This window comes from Nitrobacter sp. CN101, assembly GCF_055390255.1.
In genome coordinates this window covers 1768188-1791040 of record NZ_AP038833.1, presented here as the reverse complement: position 1 = coordinate 1791040, position 22853 = coordinate 1768188, and the positions used below count along the sequence as shown (strand labels likewise).

26 protein-coding genes, 1 tRNA gene, 5 pseudogenes and 1 other annotated feature are annotated in these 22853 nt (G+C 56.7%); of the genes and pseudogenes, 15 read left to right on the top strand and 17 right to left on the bottom strand.

From position 1 onward, the window contains the following. Window positions 1-55 precede the first annotated feature (55 nt). The 4 genes from ACZ5IL_RS08905 to ACZ5IL_RS08890 all read right to left on the bottom strand — a co-directional run bounded on the left by ACZ5IL_RS08905 (window position 56) and on the right by ACZ5IL_RS08890 (window position 3999). Window positions 56-994, bottom strand: coding sequence for an integrase core domain-containing protein (locus ACZ5IL_RS08905; protein ID WP_464596383.1), 939 nt, complete (start codon window positions 992-994; stop codon window positions 56-58). A 126-nt stretch (window positions 995-1120) separates the two neighbouring features. Further along, window positions 1121-1378, bottom strand: a complete 258-nt coding sequence (locus ACZ5IL_RS08900; RefSeq protein WP_464596381.1) for a hypothetical protein — start codon at window positions 1376-1378, stop codon at window positions 1121-1123. A 465-nt stretch (window positions 1379-1843) separates the two neighbouring features. After that, on the bottom strand, window positions 1844-2776 hold the full coding sequence (locus ACZ5IL_RS08895; RefSeq protein WP_464596380.1) for a DUF2189 domain-containing protein: 933 nt from the start codon (window positions 2774-2776) through the stop codon (window positions 1844-1846). A gap of 1013 nt (window positions 2777-3789) precedes the next feature. Next, window positions 3790-3999, bottom strand: coding sequence for a hypothetical protein (locus tag ACZ5IL_RS08890; RefSeq protein WP_464596379.1), 210 nt, complete (start codon window positions 3997-3999; stop codon window positions 3790-3792). Between the two features lie 366 nt (window positions 4000-4365). On the opposite strand from ACZ5IL_RS08890, the gene pgm reads away from it, so the two are divergent. The 5 genes and pseudogenes from pgm (at window position 4366) to ACZ5IL_RS08865 (ending at window position 9112) form a co-directional block, all read left to right on the top strand. After that, entirely contained in the window at window positions 4366-6033 is a 1668-nt protein-coding gene (gene pgm, locus ACZ5IL_RS08885; RefSeq protein WP_464596378.1) for a phosphoglucomutase (alpha-D-glucose-1,6-bisphosphate-dependent), read from the top strand. Between the two features lie 207 nt (window positions 6034-6240). Continuing rightward, window positions 6241-6936, top strand: a pseudogene (locus tag ACZ5IL_RS08880) (IS6 family transposase). A 662-nt stretch (window positions 6937-7598) separates the two neighbouring features. Beyond that, the gene (locus ACZ5IL_RS08875) at window positions 7599-7868 is read left to right on the top strand and encodes a hypothetical protein (RefSeq protein ID WP_464596377.1); all 270 of its coding nucleotides are present in this window, start codon (window positions 7599-7601) and stop codon (window positions 7866-7868) included. A 579-nt stretch (window positions 7869-8447) separates the two neighbouring features. After that, entirely contained in the window at window positions 8448-8792 is a 345-nt protein-coding gene (locus ACZ5IL_RS08870; RefSeq protein ID WP_464596375.1) for a VanZ family protein, read from the top strand. Between the two features lie 247 nt (window positions 8793-9039). Next, window positions 9040-9112 (top strand) — tRNA-Lys (locus ACZ5IL_RS08865). Between the two features lie 161 nt (window positions 9113-9273). On the opposite strand, the gene ACZ5IL_RS08860 is transcribed toward ACZ5IL_RS08865, so the two are convergent. Then, window positions 9274-9801 (bottom strand): hypothetical protein, encoded by a 528-nt coding sequence (locus ACZ5IL_RS08860; protein WP_464596373.1) that lies wholly within the window; start codon window positions 9799-9801, stop codon window positions 9274-9276. A 357-nt stretch (window positions 9802-10158) separates the two neighbouring features. Here ACZ5IL_RS08860 and ACZ5IL_RS08855 point away from each other — a divergent pair, with 357 nt between their 5' ends. Then, window positions 10159-10425 (top strand): thermonuclease family protein, encoded by a 267-nt coding sequence (locus ACZ5IL_RS08855; protein WP_464596372.1) that lies wholly within the window; start codon window positions 10159-10161, stop codon window positions 10423-10425. Window positions 10426-10473: 48 nt separating this feature from the next. Here the strand turns inward: ACZ5IL_RS08855 and ACZ5IL_RS08850 are convergent. Then, window positions 10474-10659: pseudogene (locus tag ACZ5IL_RS08850) on the bottom strand (hypothetical protein); the annotation flags it as partial. A gap of 699 nt (window positions 10660-11358) precedes the next feature. Between ACZ5IL_RS08850 and ACZ5IL_RS08845 the strand changes: the two are divergent. The 3 genes from ACZ5IL_RS08845 (at window position 11359) to ACZ5IL_RS08835 (ending at window position 12566) form a co-directional block, all read left to right on the top strand. Then, window positions 11359-11526, top strand: a complete 168-nt coding sequence (locus tag ACZ5IL_RS08845; protein ID WP_464596371.1) for a hypothetical protein — start codon at window positions 11359-11361, stop codon at window positions 11524-11526. Window positions 11527-12109: 583 nt separating this feature from the next. Then, window positions 12110-12298 carry a hypothetical protein gene (locus tag ACZ5IL_RS08840; RefSeq protein WP_464596370.1) on the top strand — a complete coding sequence of 63 codons (189 nt, stop codon included), beginning with the start codon at window positions 12110-12112 and terminating at the stop codon, window positions 12296-12298. Then, window positions 12291-12566 carry a DUF2934 domain-containing protein gene (locus ACZ5IL_RS08835; RefSeq protein ID WP_464596369.1) on the top strand — a complete coding sequence of 92 codons (276 nt, stop codon included), beginning with the start codon at window positions 12291-12293 and terminating at the stop codon, window positions 12564-12566. The genes ACZ5IL_RS08840 and ACZ5IL_RS08835 overlap by 8 nt, the downstream gene beginning before the upstream one ends. Before the next feature lie 526 nt (window positions 12567-13092). Here ACZ5IL_RS08835 and ACZ5IL_RS08830 read toward each other — a convergent pair. Beyond that, window positions 13093-13389, bottom strand: coding sequence for a PilZ domain-containing protein (locus ACZ5IL_RS08830; protein WP_464596368.1), 297 nt, complete (start codon window positions 13387-13389; stop codon window positions 13093-13095). 304 nt (window positions 13390-13693) lie between these two features. Here ACZ5IL_RS08830 and ACZ5IL_RS08825 point away from each other — a divergent pair, with 304 nt between their 5' ends. Then, window positions 13694-14158, top strand: a complete 465-nt coding sequence (locus ACZ5IL_RS08825) for a hypothetical protein (RefSeq protein ID WP_464596367.1) — start codon at window positions 13694-13696, stop codon at window positions 14156-14158. A 418-nt stretch (window positions 14159-14576) separates the two neighbouring features. On the opposite strand, the gene ACZ5IL_RS08820 is transcribed toward ACZ5IL_RS08825, so the two are convergent. The 5 genes and pseudogenes from ACZ5IL_RS08820 to ACZ5IL_RS08800 form a co-directional block, all read right to left on the bottom strand. Continuing rightward, on the bottom strand, window positions 14577-14768 hold the full coding sequence (locus tag ACZ5IL_RS08820) for a twin transmembrane helix small protein (protein ID WP_464596366.1): 192 nt from the start codon (window positions 14766-14768) through the stop codon (window positions 14577-14579). Window positions 14769-15161: 393 nt separating this feature from the next. Next, window positions 15162-15437 carry a cupin domain-containing protein gene (locus ACZ5IL_RS08815; RefSeq protein ID WP_464596365.1) on the bottom strand — a complete coding sequence of 92 codons (276 nt, stop codon included), beginning with the start codon at window positions 15435-15437 and terminating at the stop codon, window positions 15162-15164. A 31-nt stretch (window positions 15438-15468) separates the two neighbouring features. Beyond that, a pseudogene (locus ACZ5IL_RS08810) lies at window positions 15469-15597 on the bottom strand (integrase core domain-containing protein); the annotation flags it as partial. Further along, window positions 15539-16231: a hypothetical protein gene (locus tag ACZ5IL_RS08805; protein ID WP_464596363.1), complete on the bottom strand. Its 693-nt coding sequence runs from the start codon at window positions 16229-16231 to the stop codon at window positions 15539-15541. The pseudogene ACZ5IL_RS08810 and the gene ACZ5IL_RS08805, both read right to left, overlap by 59 nt. Window positions 16232-16440: 209 nt before the next feature. Continuing rightward, window positions 16441-16668, bottom strand: a complete 228-nt coding sequence (locus tag ACZ5IL_RS08800) for a hypothetical protein (protein ID WP_464596362.1) — start codon at window positions 16666-16668, stop codon at window positions 16441-16443. 350 nt (window positions 16669-17018) lie between these two features. On the opposite strand from ACZ5IL_RS08800, the pseudogene ACZ5IL_RS08795 reads away from it, so the two are divergent. Then, window positions 17019-17421, top strand: a pseudogene (locus tag ACZ5IL_RS08795) (transposase); the annotation flags it as partial. Beyond that, window positions 17300-17415 (top strand) — a sequence feature (AL1L pseudoknot). Its footprint overlaps the pseudogene before it by 116 nt. Window positions 17422-17426: 5 nt before the next feature. Here the strand turns inward: ACZ5IL_RS08795 and ACZ5IL_RS08790 are convergent. Then, complete coding sequence (locus ACZ5IL_RS08790) at window positions 17427-17648, bottom strand: hypothetical protein (protein ID WP_464596872.1); 222 nt, start codon at window positions 17646-17648, stop codon at window positions 17427-17429. Beyond that, the gene (locus ACZ5IL_RS08785) at window positions 17645-18130 is read right to left on the bottom strand and encodes a hypothetical protein (protein ID WP_464596997.1); all 486 of its coding nucleotides are present in this window, start codon (window positions 18128-18130) and stop codon (window positions 17645-17647) included. The genes ACZ5IL_RS08790 and ACZ5IL_RS08785 overlap by 4 nt, the downstream gene beginning before the upstream one ends. A 455-nt stretch (window positions 18131-18585) precedes the next feature. On the opposite strand from ACZ5IL_RS08785, the gene ACZ5IL_RS08780 reads away from it, so the two are divergent. The 4 genes from ACZ5IL_RS08780 to ACZ5IL_RS08765 all read left to right on the top strand — a co-directional run bounded on the left by ACZ5IL_RS08780 (window position 18586) and on the right by ACZ5IL_RS08765 (window position 21128). After that, window positions 18586-18837, top strand: a complete 252-nt coding sequence (locus ACZ5IL_RS08780; RefSeq protein WP_464596361.1) for a hypothetical protein — start codon at window positions 18586-18588, stop codon at window positions 18835-18837. Between the two features lie 170 nt (window positions 18838-19007). Beyond that, a complete protein-coding gene (locus tag ACZ5IL_RS08775; RefSeq protein ID WP_464596360.1) occupies window positions 19008-19238 on the top strand; it encodes a (2Fe-2S)-binding protein in 231 nt (76 codons plus the stop codon). Between the two features lie 243 nt (window positions 19239-19481). After that, window positions 19482-20849 (top strand): transposase, encoded by a 1368-nt coding sequence (locus ACZ5IL_RS08770; protein WP_464596359.1) that lies wholly within the window; start codon window positions 19482-19484, stop codon window positions 20847-20849. A gap of 57 nt (window positions 20850-20906) precedes the next feature. Beyond that, on the top strand, window positions 20907-21128 hold the full coding sequence (locus tag ACZ5IL_RS08765) for a hypothetical protein (protein ID WP_464592537.1): 222 nt from the start codon (window positions 20907-20909) through the stop codon (window positions 21126-21128). Here the strand turns inward: ACZ5IL_RS08765 and ACZ5IL_RS08760 are convergent. From ACZ5IL_RS08760 to ACZ5IL_RS08750, 3 genes and pseudogenes are all read right to left on the bottom strand, one after another. Then, on the bottom strand, window positions 21125-21616 hold the full coding sequence (locus tag ACZ5IL_RS08760; protein WP_464592539.1) for a hypothetical protein: 492 nt from the start codon (window positions 21614-21616) through the stop codon (window positions 21125-21127). The genes ACZ5IL_RS08765 and ACZ5IL_RS08760 overlap by 4 nt on opposite strands. Before the next feature lie 3 nt (window positions 21617-21619). Beyond that, window positions 21620-22450, bottom strand: a complete 831-nt coding sequence (locus tag ACZ5IL_RS08755) for an ImmA/IrrE family metallo-endopeptidase (protein WP_464596980.1) — start codon at window positions 22448-22450, stop codon at window positions 21620-21622. A gap of 129 nt (window positions 22451-22579) precedes the next feature. Next, window positions 22580-22753: pseudogene (locus ACZ5IL_RS08750) on the bottom strand (helix-turn-helix transcriptional regulator); the annotation flags it as partial. Window positions 22754-22853: the final 100 nt, after the last annotated feature.

Here is a 22853-nt window from a genome sequence, read left to right as displayed (position 1 = left end):
TAGACGTCGGCGGGAGTGAGATTGCCGATGCTTTCGTGGTTGTACCTGTCGCAAATCAAATCCGAACATATTGGTGATGCAGCCCGCCCAGGATTGGAAGACGAAGAATACGCCCTGCTCTCTGAACCGTGCGCAATAGGGGCGCATCCTTGTCCAACGACAGGTGCGTACGCGTCTCATTATAGTAATTCATATACGACAGCAGCGCGTGACGGAGATGCCGCTCGCCGAACACAACAACATAGTCAAGGCACTCCCGTCGGATCGAACCGATCAGTCGTTCAGCATAGCCGTTTTGCCATGGGGAGCGCGGCGACGTCGGTCGATCGCGAATCCCCATGGATCGAAGTCTTCGGATGAAAACCTCGCCATAAGCCCCGTCCCGGTCGCGGATCAGATAGCGGGGCGTCTGCTCCCAGCCACATGCTTCCACGAGCTGATTTGCGATCCATTCTGCGCTCGGATGAGATGTGACGCCAAACCATAGAATCTGTCGCCGACGATGCCCCATGATCAACAGGCCATAGAGCAGACGGAACGAGATTGTCGGAACGACAAACAAATCCATCGCCACGATGCCGTCGGCATGATTGCGGAGGAACGTCTTCCAGCCTTGGGACGGAGGGCCTCTTCGCCTGGTCATATATTTCGCCACGCTCGTCTGTCCGATTTCGATGCCGAGCTTGAGCAGCTCGCCATGAATTCGTGGCGCTCCCCACAGTGGATTGGCGATGCTCATTTCGCGGATCAGCTCGCGCATTTCCAGCGGCACCGTCGGCCGGCCGCCGCGCCGACGCGATCTCCAGCGCCAGTACGATCTGAACCCGGCACGATGCCACCGGACGACCATCTCCGGCTTCACAATTGCCAACGCGTCGCGAACTTTAGGGAACAGCCAATAGAGACCAACCAATATCAACCGGTCGATGGCGCTGAAGGCGTGTTTCGTTGGAGCCGTTCGCCGCAGAACGTTTTTTGCTGCCGTAGCGTCCAAATCTCTGCCTCAAGCGTTGCCCGCGATCGAAACAGATCGACAACCATCCACCCAATGAGTCTACAAACGTCCTTCATCCCACGACAGCATCGTCCAATTCTCGATCAACTACCAGCTCGATTAGGTTTACGATAGGGACAGGTCTCGAATACCGATGGACCGAACCCGACGCATGAATATTTCGCCATATGCGCCATCGCGGTCCCGGATCAGGTAACGAGGGGCCTGCTCCCAACCACACGCCTCCGTTATCTGGTTGGCGATCCATTCAGCCGTCGAATGCGCGGTGACCCCAAACCACAGGATCTGCCGCCGGCCATGGCCCATGATCAGCAATCCATAGACAGGACGAAAGAAGATTGTCGGCACCACGAAAAGGTCCATCGCGGCGATCCCGTCAGCGTGGTTACGAAGGATTCCAATGACACCGTTGTGTCGGCCGCAGCGGCGTCACAATTTCCAGCGCCAATACGATCGGAAGCCCGCGCGGTGCCATCTTATAACAGTGTCCGGCTTAACGATCGCAAGCGCACGACAGGTCTGAGGGAGCAACCGGTAAAGACCAATGAAAATCAGTCGCTCAATTGGGTTGACAGCGTTGCGAGGCGCCCCTCGCCGCAGCACATTGATTTATTGGCTCAAGACCAAAATCTCGGCCTCAAGCGTAGCTCGCGACGGAAAAGATCCGTGAACATCCGCCAGATCCGTCTGCACAGGTCCAACATCACTCAGCCGGTAGGGACAGATTTGGATGCAGATACCGATGCGGATATGGACGTTGCGGCCGCCTCAATGCCCCCGCGAACTCAATAGCCGCAGACATCGAGACGGCCTGTGGGCGTCTTTTCATCAATCCGAGCCATCGAAATATCGGTGCTTGTGCCCGTAAGGCGGGAACAAGACGGACGGGAAATCGGCCGCGTAGCGCTTTTCTTTCTCCGTTTCCGGGACTTCGTGTGCTGACGACGTCAACGGGCTCTCGATCGCCTTGCGATAGAGATGCCACGTCGCATGACCGAGCAACGGCATGACGATCGTGAGGCCGAGGAAGAAGGGAATCGACCCGATCACCAGCAAAACGGCAACGATCAAACCCCATTCCACGGCCGCAACTGGATTCTTCGCCACCACGCGCATCGACGTCATCATGGCATCGCTCATGTCGGCGTGCTGGTGGAGCATCAGCGGGAACGACACAATGCTGATGCACAAGGCAACGGCTGCGAACAGGAATCCGACGCCGACGCCGACCATGATCATGCGCCAGCCCTCGGACGTGGTGAAGACCCGCGTGAGGAAATCTGGAATTGCCGAAGCCGGGGTATCGCCGTAGGTGGACACGTAGATCGCGTGCGCCGTTATCACCCAAGCGACAAAAATAGCGAGCAGCAGCGCGCCCAGTCCAAGCATCGATCCGAATGACGGTGCCCGCAACACGCGGAATGCGTGCCAGGCGGACGCTTCCATACCAAGTTCGCGCCGATAGCTCAGTTCATAAAGTCCAAGCGCCGCAAACGGCCCGATGAGAGCAAAGCCGGCGGCGATCGGAACCAGCATCGGCAAGACCGAATAGCCGAGCACCATCCGCCACAGCAGAATTCCGATTATGGGATAGATAACGCATAGGACGATGGCGTGGCTGGGAACCGCCTTGAAGTCTTCCCAGCCCAGCCGCAAGGCTTCGAGAAGATCGGAGAAACCGATGTGCCGGATCACCTGTCCGTCTGCAGCGACCGCTCCTGGTCGTCGTGACGTGTGGTCGAGAGGATAAGAAGTGGCCATGTTCGTTGTCTCCCTTTCACGAGGGTAAATCCCGACGCCGCAAGAAGGCGCGAGTTTGCCCGTTTTGAAAAGATCACGATCAAGGCCAGACGCGTGAGCAAGCAACCTGGTCTTGCCGCGACCTGTTAAGCCATCCTAATCGCTATTTCTGATTTTAGTTGCTCACGGTTCAGTGAATTTATGCCGCAGGCTGCATCAGTTATTGTCAGTTCGGACCGGATGTGCAGCCCACTCATTGATTTAGCCCTTTGGGATGGGCTACCGTCTCCGACCAAAGACCCGCCGGTGGTCTCCCTTGCCGGCGGGTTTTGTTGAGGCACGGACTTTCACTTTCATCGACCGCAAGTACCAGCACTCGCCCAATGCGGGTATTGGCGCTGCCGCGCGCTGCTCGCGGCGCGCCGATCCCCCTGTGTGTACCGAAAACTTAAGCTCGGGCGTTGTGCCTATCGCAAATCAAATCCGAACATATTGGTGATGCAGGCTACCCAGGATTGGAAGCGAAAAACACGCCCTGCTCTCTGAACCGTGCGCGATAGGGGCGCATCCTTGTCCAACAATAGGTGCGTGCGCGTCACATTATATAGTTGTCCTTACCGCAAATTAAATCCGAACATATTGATGGTGCAGTCCGCCCAGAATCGGTCGACAGAGAATGCGTCCGGCTGTCTCGACGGCACGTGATATCGGCGCGTCCTTGTTCATTGCCTCAATGGAGACCCGCGACCAGAACGCTCCGACCAACGCCAACGGCTACAGCCCTCTCGCATAAGGCAGGAGCATCGCCCGAACCGATATCAGTTGCCAGCAAGATTGAGTTTCCGACAGGGACAGGTATGTCTTTCACGATTGAAAGCGGCTGGTAGCTCCCCGCTTTGCGAGTAGGAAGCCGCCAATAGCCGCAAGGCTAGCTGGTAACTCCCTTAAGTATATCACGTCCAAAAAGTCTCCCGCCTGTGAAGCGGGAGCAGTTGGCTTGCCGGGACGAAGGGAAATCCGACAAGGCTGGGTTTTCACGGGTAACGAAGCGCGGCGATGAAGTCGCCGTGCGGCCCGGGGACGAACTCCGGCCCTTCGATCATCCGGCAGTTAGTGAACGACGCCTCGCAGTGCGGGGAGCAGAACGTCTTGCCCCCGCTGTGCCGGCGCATGAGGCCGAAGGCGGACCCATTGCAGAAGTCGCATGTCTTCTTGATGCGTGGTTGGTGCTTTGATTGCCACATCGGCGACGCTCCTCGGTTGTGAAGGCGTACTGCGAAGTGGGGATACTCAAAAGCAACTGCGCCGCACGATTCCAAAACCGACGAATCGAACTGGCTGCCTACATCCTAACAGGGGTCCATAGTGTCTCGGGAAAAGTGCACAGCTTTCTCGTGCGGGATACAGCACAGACCCGCTTCGAAAAAAGGAGCTATTGATGCTAGGAATCAGAGATTGGTGTAGGGCTGGTGGATGGATATAGCGGCTATACCACTTGCCGTCTTTGCAAAGGATGATCTGCCCATAGCGGCCATAAATTCAGAAGATCGCATTTCGCCTCTGCCTGATGACGCAGATGCGGCGGAGCGTTGTATTTTAGTGGAGGCCACATGGCTGCGGAAGTAAGTCCACTCGCTGGCAAGACGGTTGAATCGGCGATGCTCGTCAACGTGCCGAGGTTGGTGACGGCTTATTTCGCGGGCAAGCCCGATCCGGCAGTAGCGGCGCAGCGTGTTGCCTTCGGCACGTCCGGGCACCGCGGGTCGGCGTTCAACTGCGCTTTCAATGAACGGCACATTTTGGCGATCAGTCAGGCCATATGTGATTACCGGATAAGCTCTGGGATCACAGGTCCGCTGTTCATTGGGATCGATACCCACGCACTGGCCGAGCCTGCGTTAATCAGCGCGCTGGAAGTATTCGCGGCAAACGGCATCAACGTCATGGTCGACGAGCACGGCGGATATACACCGACGCCAGTTATCTCCCATGCGATCCTCACCCATAATAAAGGCCGCGAGAACGGCTTAGCCGATGGGGTTGTGATTACGCCGTCACACAATCCGCCTGAGGACGGCGGCTTAAAATACAATCCACCTAATGGCGGGCCGGCCGATACCGCTATAACTGCGGGAATCGAACGCGTTGCCAACGCGTATCTGGAAGGCGATCTCAGGGACGTAAAGCGAATTTCTTATGAACGCGCTCGCAATTCGCCGTCCATTCATCGCTACGATTTCATCGGACCTTATGTCGCCGATCTCGCAAACGTCGTTGACATGGAAGCGATCCGGTCCTCTGGCGTGAAGATCGGCATCGACCCGCTCGGCGGCGCGGCCGTGCATTATTGGCAACCGATCATCGACCGTTACGGTATCGCGGCTACCGTCGTTAGTCACGAAATCGATCCGACATTTCGGTTTATGAGCGCCGACTGGGACGGAAAAATCCGGATGGATTGTTCATCGCCCTACGCGATGGTACGACTGATCGACATACGCGACCAATTCGATGTTGCATTTGCCACCGATACCGATGCGGACCGCCATGGCATCGTCACTAATTCAAATGGCCTATTGAATCCGAACCACTACCTTGCGACCGCCATCGCATACTTGTTCGAGCACCGCCCGGATTGGGCCAAGAATAGCGCCGTGGGCAAGACCATTGTCAGCAGCGCCATGCTTGATCGCGTGGCCAAAAGGCTTGGCCATGACGTGACGGAAACACCGGTCGGGTTCAAATGGTTTGTCGACGGTCTCAATGTGGGGTCGTTAGGCTTCGCCGGTGAGGAAAGTGCCGGCGCCTCGTTCCTGAGGCGCGATGGATCGGTTTGGACCACGGACAAGGACGGCTTAATCATGGGACTGTTGGCTGCGGAGATCACGGCGAAGACAAAACGGGACCCCAGCCAGTTATTCGATCAACTCAGCGCCGAATTGGGGATACCGTTTTACGAGCGTATCGACGCGCCCGCGACGCCGGCGCAAAAGAAACGGCTGCAAGCCCTGTCGCCCGCCGACCTGGCCCTCGATGAACTTGCTGGCGAAGCCGTTCGCACGACGCTGACCACCGCACCCGGCAACGGCCAACCGTTCGGCGGAATCAAAGTCATCACGGAAAACGGCTGGTTTGCTGCGCGGCCATCCGGCACTGAAGATGTCTACAAAATCTATGCGGAGAGCTTTTGCAGCCCCGCTCATCTGCGGCAGATTCAAAAGGAAGCCCAACTTGCCATTGCTCGAGCTATCCTAGAACCGGACCTAGAAGCTAAATAGTTTGATGCAAAAAAAGGCAGGGATTGCCGAGGGCGAAAGATTTTTCAAATACGGCGTTATCGATATTATCGAAGTGGTTCGCCCGCGATCGCCGCCTTCGTGAGAGTCACATCGGCAATCGAGGCCTACGCGTAAGGTTTTCCCATCGCAGGGCATTGTCACGTTGTTGGGCTTGCCGGCGCTGATCTGCGGCCATAGGTGTCGATCATGAGCAAAATCAGCTACGCTGGATATCGCTTCCCACCCGTGATTATTCAGCAGGCCGTTTGGCTCTATGCCCGGTTTACCCTCAGCTTCCGGGATGTCGAAGACCTGTTGGCGGAGCGCGGAATCATGGTGTCCTATGAGACGGTGCGCCGCTGGGTGAGATACTTCGGATCGACGATCGCAGCTGACCTTCGACGACGCCGGCCCAAGCCTCATTCGACTTGGCATCTCGATGAGGTGTTTATCAAGATCGATGGCCGGTTGGTCTATCTATAGCGCGCCGTCGATACCGAAGGCGAAGTCCTCGACGTTGTTGTCCAGAGCAAGCGGGACAAGCGCGCGGCACTGAAATTGCTGCGGAAACTGCTCAAGAAAATGGCCTTTGTTCCGGACAAGTTTGTGACCGACGATCTTCGATCCTACGGCGCGGCCGCCCGTGAGCTTGGGCTGTCTCGTCGCCATGAGCGCGGGCGATGGCGCAATAACCGAGCGGAAAACTCGCATCAACCGACCCGACGACGGGAGCGCAAGATGCAGGGGTTCAAGAGTGCGGGATCAGCCCAACGATTTCTGTCCGTCCACGCCGCCACCTACAACACCTTCAACGTCCAGCGTCACCTCATCTCAGCGAAGACGCACCGGGCATTCCGAGCCTCGGCCATGCAGACGTGGCGAGAGGTGACTGCTGCGGCGTGATCGCGATTGAATGCTGGATTTGTCGCACCTATCATCCGCTAACGTGACAAAGCCATCGAATGGCTTCCTAAGATGAAGCCTCAGCTTATCATGCATAAGGCGATAAGTTTCAACAACTGAGCCCCCCCCAACTCCATTCCCGAGCGTCCGGACCAATTTTTTTTGAGTTTCAGAATCCGGCACATTAGGGAGTATATTCTTTATGGCCTCGTATCCATCGTACTCTTTCCAAAGAAGCACGTTCCATAGGTACGGGTCCGTTATCCAACTAAACACTACGTAAACAGATGCCCCCTTTTCGCATACCGCGTCCGTCCTGGCCAATTTGTCTCCGTAGTATTCATTGAGCCACGAACTCCAATTCATAAATCCTTCGAAGGTTCACCACCAGCTTTATCCTTTGGCCTGTATTATTCCTGCCGCCCATGTTGAAGCCGTCACTCTGACGTATCAGCGCATCCCATGATGCGCCTAATGGCCTTTTTGGGGCGGCGTAGTGCTGGAGAGATCGAGCACGTTGTGGTGAAGGATAACGCGATACAGTTCCCTTCTTGGCTGGATTTCTGGTCCAGGGCGGTTGTGTGACGTACATTCAGATGGTTGATAGTGTGAACGCCGTCGTGCGCCTAGAGAATCGAGGCCCTATGATGGAGGCTTGAATCGTGACGCGATATGCTGCGCTATTGGCATCGATACTTTTTCTAACCGCCGCCTCCGCCCAAGAGCTAAAGGCCATCAAGACTGTCAAAGTCACACAATCGCTCAGCGCTACCGCGCTCTATGAAGTGAAGGAAGACGGCACGGTGTTAATCGATTGGGATGAAGTCGAAGCGCTTGCAGCGAGCAAGCAAAATCCCATTCTCACACCCCAGGCCAAAGTCATGCTGGCAATTCGTGACGGCAAATGGAAGGCCATGAATCAAGCTAAATGACGCTAGGACCGTCTCATCGCAGCAATTGGTATCTCGCTTTCTCGCCTGCGTTCGTCATGCTCGTTCCCCCTCTGGCTCTATTCCGTTCTCGAAGAACGAATCAGCGTCGCTAAAATCAACCGCCGTGATTACTAACGGTCAGTGAAGAGGCTACGTCACCATCGTCGCTCGCACTCGCAGAAGCGATAATTCGCTACGTCCAATTTCCTCAACATAGCGGCCGCGACTCGGTTGACCAAACGCACAGCCTTGTCAGATCGCTTGAGGGATTGCGACGAGACCTTCCTACGCTCCATTTCATCAACCTCCCTTGTTGGCTAAGCTCGCGCGAGACATTGCCATTGCCTTGCGCAAAACGCGCGATCTGCTAAATCCCGCGTTTTACGATCGAGGAATGAAGATTTTGCCCACGAAGAAAGCAGCTGTTCGCCGTGAATGGACGAAAAACCACGTTCGCACTCTCAAGGCGCTCGCGAAGCAAAGGGTTGGCGTCGCGAAGATTGCAAAGACGTTGAAGCGAACGCCAGGCGCAACGGCAGCGAAGGCGCATACCATCGGTGTGTCGCTAAGCACTCAATAATGGCGCAAGCACTGAAAGCAACGGCTTGGATACTCTTACTCGCCCTCTTCATTTTTACGGTTGGGCCGCTCGGCTTGCGTCCAACGTTCGGTTACCCAAATGCTGAGCGACTACTGACACTCGCTGTGCTCGGGTTTGCCTTCTCTCTTGCCTATCCCCGCCGACTCCTTGTCGTTTTAGTTTTTCTTGCGGGCGCTCTTTGCTGTTTTGAGTACCTGCAACATTTCGTGAATTACAGACATGGGACTGTGCATGATATCGCGATCAAACTGGCAGGCGCAGTGGTGGGAGTCGGCGGCGGACTCGTCGTTTCAAAAGTTTACCGTGAGCGCTTTGTGGCTTAGCCACGACTAGGCTCCCACCGCACATAGTCTACGGATGGACCGGTAGCAACCACGTTCACCCGGTGATAGATTGTGCCGCGAAGGGTTCCAGAATTAACCCGCAACGCGCCTATCAAGCTTAATAAGCGAGTTTTGTTGCGTTTGCCGGAGTCCGCGCTAGCTTCCCAACACCGGACATTGCCCTAAGTCCGGGTCCACCTTGGCGAAGTCGTCGATCGAACATACTCCGCTCGGCGGCTTCGTTTACGCGGATTTAGCTCAGCGGCAGAGCGGCGCGTTTTACGACGCAGGTCCATGTTCGACTCATGGAATCCGCACCATTGCATTCCGTTTGATGCAACCGAATGGCGCATTCAAAGCGACGGGACATTCCACCATTCTGAATAGGCGAGCCTATTCGCAAATGATATCCGAACGACGAACAAAAAGCCTAGCCTTGTGCAACTCGCCTGCCGCGCTTCACCAATCTCCGCGGTAGTCTCTATTTCGACTTTGAGTGCTGCGACTTCTGCGATCTGTGTTTGACATCATCCGGCGCTGTGACGGAAGGAGCCCGCTGCGATAGCTGATCAAAGCGTTTGTTCAGATTTCCAACGTCCGTCTGAAGAGCGTCTATCGTCGTTTTGACGGACTCAGAATTTGCCGTTGCGGCGCTGTCTATCTTTGTCTTGAAAGCGTCGAAATCCGCCCCCTTGAAAGTGCCCAACTGCGTTTGTATTGCCGCGAGCTGGGACCCCAGACCCTTAAGTTGTGCTTCGAGCTGAGAGGTGTCGAATGCCGGGGGATTCTTCATCTTGGATTCGACCTCTACCAAGCGCTTATCAAGCATGGCGACCGCATCTACTTGGGGAGACGCGACTTGTGCCTTTGCCTTCGGAGCTTCTGCTATCGGTTTCGACGGAAGCGCGTTGCCGCTGCTCCAAACCAAACCCACGCTGCCCGCGACAAGCAAACAGACAACGGTCATGGTCAAGATCATCAACCTATTGGCGCGGTCGTGTTCGTTCATCACGGCACCCTCCGTTCAAGCCAAGCTCAAAGTATGACCGATCTACGACATTTGTATAGAGTGCGCACGCATCTTCGGCGCGGCGCGAGGGCTCAGATTGGATGCTTCGTCGACATATGAGTTTATGCTGACCCCATCCAGAATCGCTTGATGCCAATGAAGGCCACCATCGCCGCGAAGATCGAATAAGGAAGACCCCATGCGAGCGATCTCGACCTCAAGATTGAACCGTTTCTTGATCGCAGCACTTGTCACACTCGGTTCCTCGCCTGCACTCGCGGGTACAATCACAGGACAGACTTTCGTTGTTGACGCGATACACTCGAAATTCACGGGCAGCGCATTCGCCTATCAGGCGTGGACGCGCCCGAGTCCGATCAGCTCTGTCGCGGCGACGATAGCCTACAATATCGGTGCGGCGCGAAGGCTGCGAACGAGCTAGCTCGCTTTATTGCTGATAGGCCGGTTAGCTGCAAGGGTGTGGACGTTGACCGATATCGGCGTGTTGTTGCCGTATGTTTTGTCGGCGGCGATGATCTTGGGGAATGGATCGTGCGAGCTGGACTCGCGTTCGCGGCCCAGGTACTCAAGCGGAAATTATGCGGGCGCTCAAAAGGACGCTGAGCGTGCGGGTCGCGGTGTCTGGGCTGGTAGTTACGTTGTGCCGTGGGACTACAGGGCTTGCAGATGGGGCGGTGGACGGCCGAACCGGTGTTCGGATGAGGCGAACGCTCGATAAGAAGAAAGCGCATTGCTGTCAATGAACTCGATGAACGATCCATGCGGCGTGTCAACATCAATGCTCCCACCGTGTTGTTTCACGATAATGTCGTGGTTCATTGAAACACCGAGACCGGTACTTCGCCGTGAACAGCGGTTTGGGTGCGCGCGCCAAAGGATCGCGGAAACGGCACTGCCAGCGAGCGCTGCGAGTCCGATCACCGTCATCGCGACAATGAGGGTAACCGATCCATTGTGGCTTCTCCTTTGCCTTAGGTACTCGGCATGCAAACCCGCGGCATGGATGGTGGAAATCAGTGGAAAGACGGTTGGCTGAGATTGCGGCGCGCCTACGGCAGTCCTGGTTCGAAGATTGTCTTGCTGTCCCTAGTTGTAATGGCGACGCACAGCGCGCCTCGTCGTCCGCCGCGCTACTCCAGCCGCGCTTCTAGGTGTCGCCGGACGGCCTATCACGGCTTCGGCTTGCGAGATGAGGGTGCCCGACTGCCAGACAGCTGGCGAGACGTCTACGGTAAAGCCTACGAAGAAGGCAAATGCGACCGCGGTAGCGCGGGCCAGTCGGAAACTGCTTCTGGTCATGCGACCCTCCCTACACGGATTGGTCCTCCGAAAGGAGCATGTTCGTGTTCAGGACCCGAACGTTGATCTGGATCAATCCGGGCGAGGCGAGCTTGCGAAGCCGCTGATGAAACGGCGTCGTCACGTAATCGGCAGAGTTCCGTTGCGAGTCAGAAACGGGCATTTCAGTATAGCCTGTACGATCACCCGTGACTGTGTATGGTTCTGCATCCTGATAGATCGATCAGGAGCAAAACCGTGTCCCTCGGAAAACAAGCCAAGCCTCTGACCAAAGCCCAAGTCGAAGCCGTCCTAGGCTACCCCTCTAAGACCCGCCATCCGATCCGCAACAGGCTGATCTTCCTGCTCTCGATTCGGGCAGGACTTCGCGCCCGCGAAATTGCCCTACTCACCGGAGCATGGTGACTGATGCAGAGGGCAAGGTCGGTCAATTGATTCTCTCGGCTGATCAACGTGCAGAAAAAATCCGGTGGCCCTTAAAAATGATTCGCGCTTTGTCAATTTTCGGTACACACTGTTGCACTATCCTTTTCGTATGACGAAACGCTTTATTGCGCTCCACCTTCCTCCCACGGAAAGGAATAGCGTCATGAATCTGCGTATCCGCGTCAAGCACGATAAGACCTTCCAAGAGTGCCTCAACGAATAGGCTAAGCGTCTCAGGGAAGATTTCGCCAAAACACCTTCCGACTCATATCGAGAGCTTCTGTTGTGCCGCGCCAGCGAGGCTGAAGCCGGTTCGCGCTTGGAGAAATGGCTTGCGTCTCCCGAATTGAGGCCGCCGAAATGACTGATACGCCAAAGACCCCGATCATACTTCATGCGACCGACGCACTCCGACGCGCGCGCAAGCTTCCTGTCGGGGCGGCACGAAACGACCTTCGCCAGCTGGCGAGGGGATTGCGTGACCTTCACCAGATGGGCGCGTATGCCCACCTCCAAAGCAACGAGAGTCCCGAACCGGGCCTCGATAGCATGCGGTGATCCGATGGGCGGCCTGGACAATCCCAAATGGATGTCCGAGCAGAACGTTGAAAGATACCGCGCGACAGCAGACGAGTGCCAGGCTCACGCTGAGCAGGCGAGGCACGCGATCGACAAGGAGGCATGGCTAAAGCTCGCCGCCGAATGGATCGCGCTTGCCGATAATACGCTGCGGAGACGCAGCAATGGGTAAGCCTCACAGAGCAGCCGCTCTAGCGGAACTCGTCCGCTACATCGCAGGCTATTCGCAGGGACCATGGCCGACCACGGTCCCGCCGCCCTCTACCTCAAGCCCCGTGGGGCCGTGCGCCCTCAGTGGTAGCACAAGCGAGCCAACGCAAGAGCAAATCGAGCGTCGGTCGTATGAGCTATGGCAGCAAGCGGGCTTTCCCTCAGGAAGGGACGAGGAATTTCGCCGACAGGCCGAGCGGGAACTGCGCGGCGCTTTCTTACAAGTTTAAAGAGTCAACTGGCCTGACTTTTAAAACAGTTCGACGGCGTTAATCTACGCCCCTTATGCCTCGGAGGGTTTAGATCAAGTTTTGGGAGATGTTCCGATGATTGAACGTCGAGCCCTTGACCGCATTGAAATTAATCAGCTCGCGATGTTTCACCTTGACGGTGTTTGCGGCGTACATCCCTGCATGGTGGTGGATATCCACGATAGGGGAGCCAGGCTTTACTCAGTCACGTTTCACATTGCCGCTTTCCAATTTGATCTATCATTGGATGGCTTCAGAACGACAAAGCATTGCCACGTGGTGTGGAGGGACAGAAATACGTGCGGCGTAGAATTTGTCGCACGCAATTAGGCGGGCGGTCGGCAAACTCTTGGGATTTCTAGTGGTGGTGGCTCGAGCAAGTACCGGCCGGAAGCGGCGCTCCTGCGCTCATTGGCAGCAAGCGCGTTCAATGGTCCAAGCTTTTCGTGCCCGGCGCGTCCGGTCACACCATCAACGCAGACCTACCTCAATCCGGCCGTCAACATCATGGCGGCGATGATCCGCGCGGATTGCCGGCAGGTGCGCTCCGAGACGGAGCGGTGGCGATCGGGCTAACAGAGCAGACGCCCATCGCCATAAATGGCGAGCGGCGAACACCGCTCCCACACCTATTCGAACGCAACGCCAATCCGTTCTGCTTGATCCAGAGGATTCGGCAATTGAGCACGACGCGACCATGCTCGGTCACAAGCTGAAACCGGTCGGGGACGCCGCCCGGATTCTGAACATCGATAGCAGCCCCATGAGCGGAGATATTTATGATACTACAGCCGATGCTCATCCGACCGGCGCATATTTGCGCGGGGGGGGCTCAACTCCTGTTCTTTTCCGATCCTCGGTCATGAGGACCTCCGTGCGGATGCACATCGCCAACGCAGGAGTTTACCGAGGCGTCGTTTTAAGGAAAGCTTCGTTTAAGACGCGGCATCGGAAGCACCAGCACCGCCGCCCTGACCTCGGCAAATTGAACAGCATCCCGATCAGAACAATTCATCCGACAGCGTTGACGAGAAGCATGACCTTCCGACCGCCAACATGCTGATAACTCTCGCTTGGTCACGGCACGCTGGAATCCAATATGACATATGCCCTCGGGAAACTCGCAGGGGAACCTTCGCCAAGGGTCGGAATTAATTTTGCATATTTGCGGATGTCAAAAGAAGATATTCATGGCGGAGCCGCTAGTCCGAAAAGGAATGCCTCCGGTCAGATTTGGTCGTGACGAATTTGAGCGGCGTTATCGCGATCGCTTCAGAGACCCCGCGTTTTCGTCACTCGGCCGTGAGCTTGACGCGATCTTAGCAGCGGCATGGGACGCCTACAGCCATTCGCGCAAGGCACCGGTGACCCGCAAGGCTGGCTCCGGCTTTGTCGATCCGGATTTTGACATCGCCGTAGACTGGTTCAATGCGCACGACGCGATTCAGCAGGCGCAGCAACGCCATGACGATGCAGGTCTGAATTTGCGCATTCATTTGTTCCGGCGAAAATCCAAAATAATCGACTCGCTCTTCCTTATTTTCGAAGCCATACTCTTTTCGTCACGTTGAATTTCGACAGCAAGTAGCGCTCCTCGCCTTCCTCTCAATCACTGGAAACAGCGTACATGAAACAGTTGGCGAACAAGCACGATATGAACATCACGTTTCAAGAAGGAGCAAGCGCAGCCGAGATGAGCGGCGCATCCAAGTCCCCTATCATTCTGCATGCTGCCGATGCCCTTCGCCGAGCGCGCAAGCTTCCGGTGGGCGCAGCGAGAAACGATCTTCGCCAGTTAGCGAGAGAATTGCGAGAGCTGCACCGGATCGGGGCCTACGCCAGTCTCCAAAACGTGAGCCCCGCAACCGCCGAATTGCTCTGACCCATACGCGGCGCGGACACTTGCAAATGGATGTCCGACCACAACATCGGTACGTATAGCGCGATAGTGAGGCGCGACCTGTTCGCCCCGGCGCGCGCGAATTATGGCTATCCCACCATCCAGACCCTCGTCATTGTGATGACAATCGCGATGAACTGAAGGAGAATCCGCATTCGCATAAGCTTTTGCGATAGGTTGGGACTACCGCCGCGCATCATGTTGATCAAACCCGTGAGCAGTACGGCAGCGACTGCGGCCACCGCGATCGGAATCAAAACGTTGCTCAGGAATAGAGTCATGGCGGCGATCTCACGCCCGTTCAACGTGAGTAACTGAGTGAGACGAGAGGGGTTCCGGACAACCGCGCCTTCTTTGGCCCACACCCATAGAAGCGCCCTACGCGGCCCTAAACTCGCTCTTGGCGATTTCAAGGCTATTCGCGGTCGCCTGTCGGAATGGCTTTTGCTATGACAATCCGATTCTTCAGGAAGCAAGCGTGAAGCGCGGCCAACATCGGCATGAATGACGCTACCCGCTGGGTAGCCATACCCCTCCGGAGAGCGTAGTCCCGAACTTTGCGTGCGAGACCAAAGACACTCCTCAGCAGGTCACGGCCGCGACACGCGGGGCGGCCGCAACGAGGCCGCGCTCTTGGCAAGCCCGCCCGCAAACCTTCGGCGTTGATCCTGCTATTACATCTTCGGACGCGGATCATCCTTGGGATTGATGTAGTTGATGCCCCATGGACCGGAGCTGTTGAGCTGAATAACCGTGGCGTCGTCGGCGAAGAACGAGTGCACCGAACGAGCGGGCATCGCAAAGAAACTACCCGCGGGAAGAACCTGAGCTTTGTCGTGATCGTCTGTCGTTCCCATTCCCAGCCGCGCTGCGCCCGAGAGCACGGTGACGATCGACGGCGCGCGATACCGACGCATCCTTATCCAAGGATAGGTGCGTGCGCGTCTCATTATAATAATTCATATACGACTGCAGCACATGACGAAGATGCCGCTCGCCGAGCACAACAACGTAGTCAAGGCACTCCCGTCGGATCGAACCGATCAGTCGTTCAGCACAGCCGTTTTGCCATGGGGAACACGGCGACGTCGGTCGATCGCGAATACCCATTGAAGACCTCGCCATAGGCCCGATCTCGATCACGGATCAAATAGCGGGGAGCTTGCTCCCAGCCGCAAGCTTCCGTGAGTTGATTTGCGATCCATTCCGCCGTCGGATGTGCTGTGACGCCGAGCCACAGAATCTGTCGTCGACCATGCCCCATGATTAACAAGCCATAGAGCAAGCGAAATGAGATTGTCGGCACGACGAAAAGGTCCATCTCCGCAATACCGTCGGCATGATTACGGAGAAACGTCTTCCAACCTGGGGACGGCGGGCCTCTACGCCTGACCATATACTTCGCTACGCTGGTCTGTCCGATTTCGATGCCAAGCTTGAGCAGTTCGCCATGAATCGGTGGCGCTCCCCACAGCGGATTGGCAATGCTCATCTCGCGGATCAGCTCGCGTATTTCCAGCGGCACCGTCGGCCGGCCGCCGCGGGGGCGCGATTTCCAGCGCCAGTACGATCTGAACCCGGCGCGATGCCAGCGGACAATGGTGTTCGGTTTCACAATTGCCAACGCGTCGCGAACTTTAGGGAACAGCCGATAGAGACCAACGAATATCAACCGATCGATGGCGCTGAAGGCGTGTTTCGTTGGAGCCGTTCGCCGCAGAATGTTGATTTGCTGCCGTAGCACCCAAATCTCTGCCTCGAGCGCTATCCGCGACCGGATCAGATCGACGACTATCCAACCAATGAGCCTGCAAAGGTCCCTCATCACACAACAGCATTGCCCGATTCTCAATCAACTGCCAGCCGGATTAGGTTTACGATAAGGACAACGACTTCCGCGCCATTTACGGCAACCCGGCCGGCTGCGATGCTAATGGCTGGCCGACCGATAAGCTACATTCGTGGAATGACTAGCCGATCGAGCCGCACTTCCACGCCAGCCATTCGCTCTTCCATGGCTGAAAAACGAGTTTCGAGCGCGCCGAAGCGCACTTCCATAGCGCGAATTTCCTCGCTGATATTATCGAGCTTGGTGAGGATAGCAGTCTGGTTGCGGCGAATGGCGCGCAGCATCTCATGGACGACCAGTTGGACGTCGTCATTGTCGGGCTCTTCGCTCATCCGCGTTTTATAGCACGCCGCTAACAAAAAGCCAGAAGCGGGAGATGAGCGACAGCTCGTTTTGCGCGTTGTTTAGCGCCAACGCCATTTAGGCTTCTGCGTCAGACATTTTGCGCTGACCCGAGCCGGAACACCCTACTTCGCGAGCAAGCCGTTTGCGGCAACGTGCAGCCAAGCCGTGCGACTGATCCCAAGCCGCCGAGCGTCGGCATCGATGCGGCCGAGTAGCGCGGCGTCAAAACAGAATCTTGGCCACGGCCTTGCCGGTTTCCTTGGGGCTGCCTTGTTCTTCACCTGTGAACCGCCCTGGGTTTGCCGGAGGCTCCAACTCTTGAGAGGATGGAGCCACCATGAGTAAGACGACCAACAAGTTTTCGCCTGAGGTCCGCAACCGCGCTGTCCGACTGGTCCTTGATCACGAGCATGAGCGTCAGTCGCGATGGGCTGCGATTACCTCGGTTACCGCGAAGATCGGCTGCACAGGCCAGACATTGAACGACTGGGTGAAGAAGTCGGAGGTCGACACCGGCAAGCGTCCTGGCGCATCGACGGACATGACCGCCAAGATGAAGTCTTTGGAGCGCGAGAACCGTGAACTCCGGCAAGCCAATGAGATCCTGCGCAAGGCATCCGCGTATTTGCCCAGGCGGAGCCTGACCGCCGGTCAAAGACATGATCGCGTTTATTGACGATCATCGCGAGGTCTATGGGGTCGAGCCGATCTGCAAGGTTCTGCCGATTGCTGTGCCTACCGCAAATTAACTCCAAATATATTGGTGATGCAGGCCACCCAGGCTTGGAAGGCGAAGAATACGCCCTGTTCTCTGAGCCGTGCGTGATTTCGGCGCGTCCTTGTTCAATGACAGATGGGTGCGTGTGCCGTTGTAGTAGCTCATGTATGAGAGCAGCACGGGGCGCAGATGGCGTTCGCCGAATACCACGATATGATCAACGCATTCCCTGCGGATCGATCCGATCAGCCGTTCAGCGTACGCATTTTGCCACGGTGAGCGAGGAGACGTCGGGCGATCGCGAATACCGATGGACTGAATATTTCGCCGTATGCGCCATCGCGATCCCGGACCAGGTAACGAGGGATTTGCTCCCAGCCGCAAGCTTGAGTGAGCTGATTGGCGATCCATTCGGCCGTCGGATGCGCGGTGACCCCAAACCACAGGATCTGCCGCCGGCCATAGCCCATGATCAGCAACCCATAGAGCAGTCGGAACGAGATTGTCGGCACCACGAAAAGGTCCATCGCCGCGATACCGTCAGCATGGTTACGAAGGAACGCCTTCCATCCTTGTGACGGAGGGGCCCTCCTCCGCGCCATATACTTGGCGACGCTGGTCTGGCTGATCTCGATACCAAGCTTGAGAAGCTCACCATGGATTCTCGGCGCTCCCCACAACGGGTTGGCGAGGCTCATCTCGCGGATCAGCCGGCGAATTTCCAACGGCACCGTTGGTCGGCCGCAGCGGCGTCGCGATTTCCAGCGCCAATACGATCGGAAGCCCGCGCGGTGCCATCTTATAACATTGTCCGGCTTAACGATCGCAAGCGCACGACAGGCCTGAGGGAACAACCGATAAAGACCAATGAAAATCAGTCGGTCAATTAGGTTGAAAGCAAGCTTGCGAGGCGCCCCTCGCCGAAGCACATTGATTTGTTGCCGCAAGACCAGAATTTCTGCCTCGAGCACAACGCGCGACCGCAGCAGGTCGATTACCATTCCAACGATCAGTCTGCACAAATCCAACATCGAGCAGCAGCATCGCTCGATTCCCGATCAACTGCCAGCAGGATTGGATTTACGGTAGGGACAGGCAAATATTCAATTGCGGTAACTGAAAAACAGGCAGAGACTTTGACGGTCGGACCCAACAGCCCCTACGGCTATCACCGAAGGAGGAGGGAATGACCACTTATAAAAATTACGAATGGAAGCCGCCCACTGCCGCCCAACGTGAGGCGCAAAGGGTCTTCAAGGAAACCGATGCCAAAGTAGCGATGTCCGAGTATCAACGCATCCAAGCGGCGTTTCATGCTAACCGCGAGAGGTTAAAGGCTGAACGACTTGCTCGCGAGGCCGAAGCGGCGGCCCGGAAGCACAAAAACCTGATCACGGCCCACTCTCCGAATGTGCACCGCGGTCTGCGGCACCGCTGAATTGGCTGCCACCGAATTATGTGCGCAGCCGAACCACTAAGCCTGCTTGCACTTCGCAAGCGCCTGCCGATTCCGATTGATAATTTTGAATGCTCGTATCAGCGTTGTCGTGATGAATGTCCGCTTTCTGCGTGATAAAGCAGACATAGGATTGAGCTGGCGGACTTCCTATGATCGTTTGTTCCTGCAACATCCTAAGCGACACCGAGGTACGAACTGTCGCCAACACTGCGACGCACCGAACCACCAGCTATGTTTTTAGCTGCCTTGGCTGCAGAGCTCAGTGCGGTCGCTGCGCCCGCACCATCCGAGAAATCATGGACGAGGTATTTGACGGAGCGAAAGGCGGTCGTGCGGATGGCCGCGCCGTACTCCCTGCGCCGGCGGACAAGCAGCTCTAGGCTTCATGGTGCCGCCATCCAGCGGCATCGCGTACTGGTGCTGCTGGGAAGTTCAGAGCAAATTCCGCTAAGGCCCGTTTCGGACATTGCGCGATGCCGGACTTGAGTCCGCTCGCGGGGGAAGAGCGGAAGTCGCATTTCGGGTTGGCCAAGTCTGTTGTTGACCGATTGTGTTGAAAAACTCCGGGTTGTGAACGGTCAGAAGCGCTGATTCACTCAGGCATCCAAGCCTGGGGCGAAGCCATGATGGGTGAACGGCGAATCGATCAAGCGGCGCTTTTCTATCTGTTCTCGCTGGAGCGGCACGTGCCGGCGGACCACATGCTGCGGGCGATCGACCGGTTCGTCGATCTGCAGGGTGTGCGGGCGCACTTGGCAGCGTTCTACAGTTCGACGGGTCGCCCCTCGATTGATCCGGAGCTGCTAATCCGGATGCTGATTGTCGGCTACTGCTTCGGCATCAGATCGGAGCGGCGTTTGTGCGAGGAAGTCCACCTGAACCTCGCCTATCGTTGGTTCTGCCGATTAGGCCTCGATGGCGACGTGCCAGACCACTCAACCTTCTCCAAGAACAGGCACGGCCGCTTCCGTGACAGCGATGTGCTGCGACATGTGTTCGAGACCGTGGTGCGTCGCTGCATGACCGAGGGGTTGGTTGGCGGTGAGAGCTTCGCTGTCGATGCCAGTCTGATCAAGGCCGACGCCAACCGCCAAAGCGGGGTGCAGGGCGCCGAGGAGCTAGATCCAGTTCGATCTCGTCGCGCAGTTCGTGAGTATCTGGCGGTGCTAGATGACGCAGCCTTCGGTGCGGCGACGTCCGTCGCGCCGAAATATCTCGCGCCCGTCGATCCGGCCGCGCGGTGGACCGCGGCAAACGGCGGCCTCGCGTTCTTCGCCTACGCGACGAACTACCTGATCGACCTTGATCATGCCGTCATCGTTGAGGTGGAGGCATCCAGCGCCGTACGCCAGGCCGAGGTTACAGCCGCCAAGACCATGATCACGCGAGCCCACGATCGCTTCGATCTTCAGCCGGCGCGTCTCGCCGCCGATACGGGTTATGGCTCAGCCGAGATGCTCGATTGGCTGGTCAACGAAGAAGGTATCGAGCCGCACGTGCCGGTGTTCGACAAATCCCAACGCACCGACGGGACCTTCTCACGAGACGAATTTATTTACGACCATGAGCGCGACATCTATGTCTGTCCCGGCGGCAAGAACCTAACGACGAAGGGAACGCTGGTGAACGACGGCGCCACCTTGTTCTACCGCGCCAGCAAGGCTGACTGCTCCGCCTGTACTCTTAAATCTCGTTGCAGCCCTAACACCCCGATGCGGCGAGTGCCTCGCAGTATCCATGAGGGCGCACGAGACTTCGTCCGCCACATCGCCAAGACCGCCGCTTATCTAACCTCGCGGCGACAGCGCAAGAAGGTTGAGATGTGCTTTGCCCACCTCAAACGCATCCTCAAGCTCGACCGACTGCGACTGCGCGGCCCATGTGGCGCACATGACGAGTTCCTGCTCGCCGCTACGGCCCAAAACCTGAGAAAACTGGCCAAGCTGCTTCCAGCGCCTACACCACTTCCCATTGGTAGTGGGTCAGTTTGAAATTGGCGGGTCTTGACCGTCATGGAAAGGCCGCGCCGGCTATGCCATATAGAGGGTATGGTGAAGCACCCCAAACGTCCGCGCGACCCGAACCAGCTCGCCAAGTTCATCATCGATGCGGCGACCGGTGAAGCGTCGGCGAAGGTCGATACGCCCAAAGTCGCGAGAGCCAAGAACGCGGGAACTGCTGGCGGCCCGGCTCGGGCTAACGCTCTGACCCCCAAGCAGCGATCGGAGATCGCCAGCGCCGCCGCCCAAGCACGTTGGAAAAAAGGCTAAGCTGCGTCGTCTTCAGTATCCATGCCGGCGAGTTTCAATTCTACGTCGAATTCCATGTCTGCCGGCAGCAGTTCGACTTGTTGGTCGGATGGGCGCGTATCATTCCAGTGAAGCTGGTCAAGCCGCAGTTGAACCACGTCGCCGACTGATTGCTCACGCCTCATGACGCAAGCCTTTCGGAAGCTATCTGGTTTGGTCTTCGGTTCATCGATATCGATGTATGAGAAGTGGAGCTGCCCGGTCGCGTCATATTTCGGGACAGCGTGGTAACCCCGGTACGGGCGCCCCGTTTTGCGGTCGTGCCGAATGTCCTGTCGAGCGGCTTCCTTGAATTGCTGAGCAAGCCGGTCTTCTTCCGTGACGGGCGGAGGCGCTTTCCAGCCCATTTTGATTGCCAGTTTGGCGACAGCCGTCATGTCGATTTCGGTTTCGCCAGTGGTATCCATCCAATAGCGGATGAATTTTTGTCGGTCCGCGACCTTTGCCATTGTTCATGCTCCAAGAGGATAAATATCGCCCCATCCGTCAATTGCGACGGTGGAACCGAGGTGAACGCGAATACTCTTTAGATGCTGCCGGAATCTGTCATATCGGCCGGTGCGATGTTGAAGCTGACCGGCCACGATCCCCGGATGGACGCGCAACATTTTTGCGAACGCCAACAGATCACTTTCAGAGAATAAAGGTGCTTTCCTCGAAACGAAGGCATCCATCTTTGACTTGGGAACGCAAAAATCCTGAGCAGCCGTATTTGCGATCCTTTCTTCTTCGGGAACATTCGGGCCGGCCCCGGCCTTTTCCCCTTCTAGTTCGGAGTCGAGCACAAAAGCCTGCAATCCATGTCCCTGAAGGACATGTTCCAATTCGTGCCTCAGCACGAACCAAAAGTTGTCGATGCGGTCATGCCGCAATGACAGGCCGACGACAGGCGAATGCTCGTCGAGCCAAAAGCATACGCCATCGATTTTGGCCGAAGGCAGGCTCTCAACGATGACCAACCGGACACCGCACTCTGCCAAAATACGAGCGGCGTTCCGAACTTCTTCGGGGGCGACCGTCAGCGCGTGTAATTTTCGAATGGCCGCTTTCAGCGCGGCCGGAGAGTATTTCGGCACGAGCAATTCATGGGCGATCACTTGCACGCGATGGAACCAAGCGATCTGCGAATATGTCGGCGGAGAGTCTGCATCCGTCTTTTTTGCTGCGTGCGGCAAAGCCACAATCTCATCAAGATTCTTGACGCCGAAAAATGCTTTTAGCCCGGCCTCAACTCTTGGAACGTCTTGCGGATCATCTGTGCCGAGCCATCCCCGTTTGCACATTGCAGCGACAGGTAGGTCTCCAAAGATGGCCGCCCTGGTCGCGCGACCGAGATCTGGCTTGGTTACGATCCTGGCGACGGCAAGATCATATTTCTTCTGGAGGTCGAGAAATGTCTCGGCCGGCGTGCCGAATAGGTCCTCCAACGCCAACGCCGTTTCCGTCGTCACCGCGCCCTTGCCAGAGACAATCTTGTTTATCGTACTCTCGTCCTTTTCGAGGACGACCGCCAGCGCACGCTTGGTCCATCCCCGCTTATCGAGAAGGTCGGAGATTAGTTGGCCGGGGGTTTTGTAGTCTTTCATTCTCCTACGATAGACCGGGGCGAAGCGCAGCTCAAGGAAAACTTGCGCCAAAAATCAAATTGACCTTTTATGCTTGACTTATGTGTTTGAGTTGGTCAGT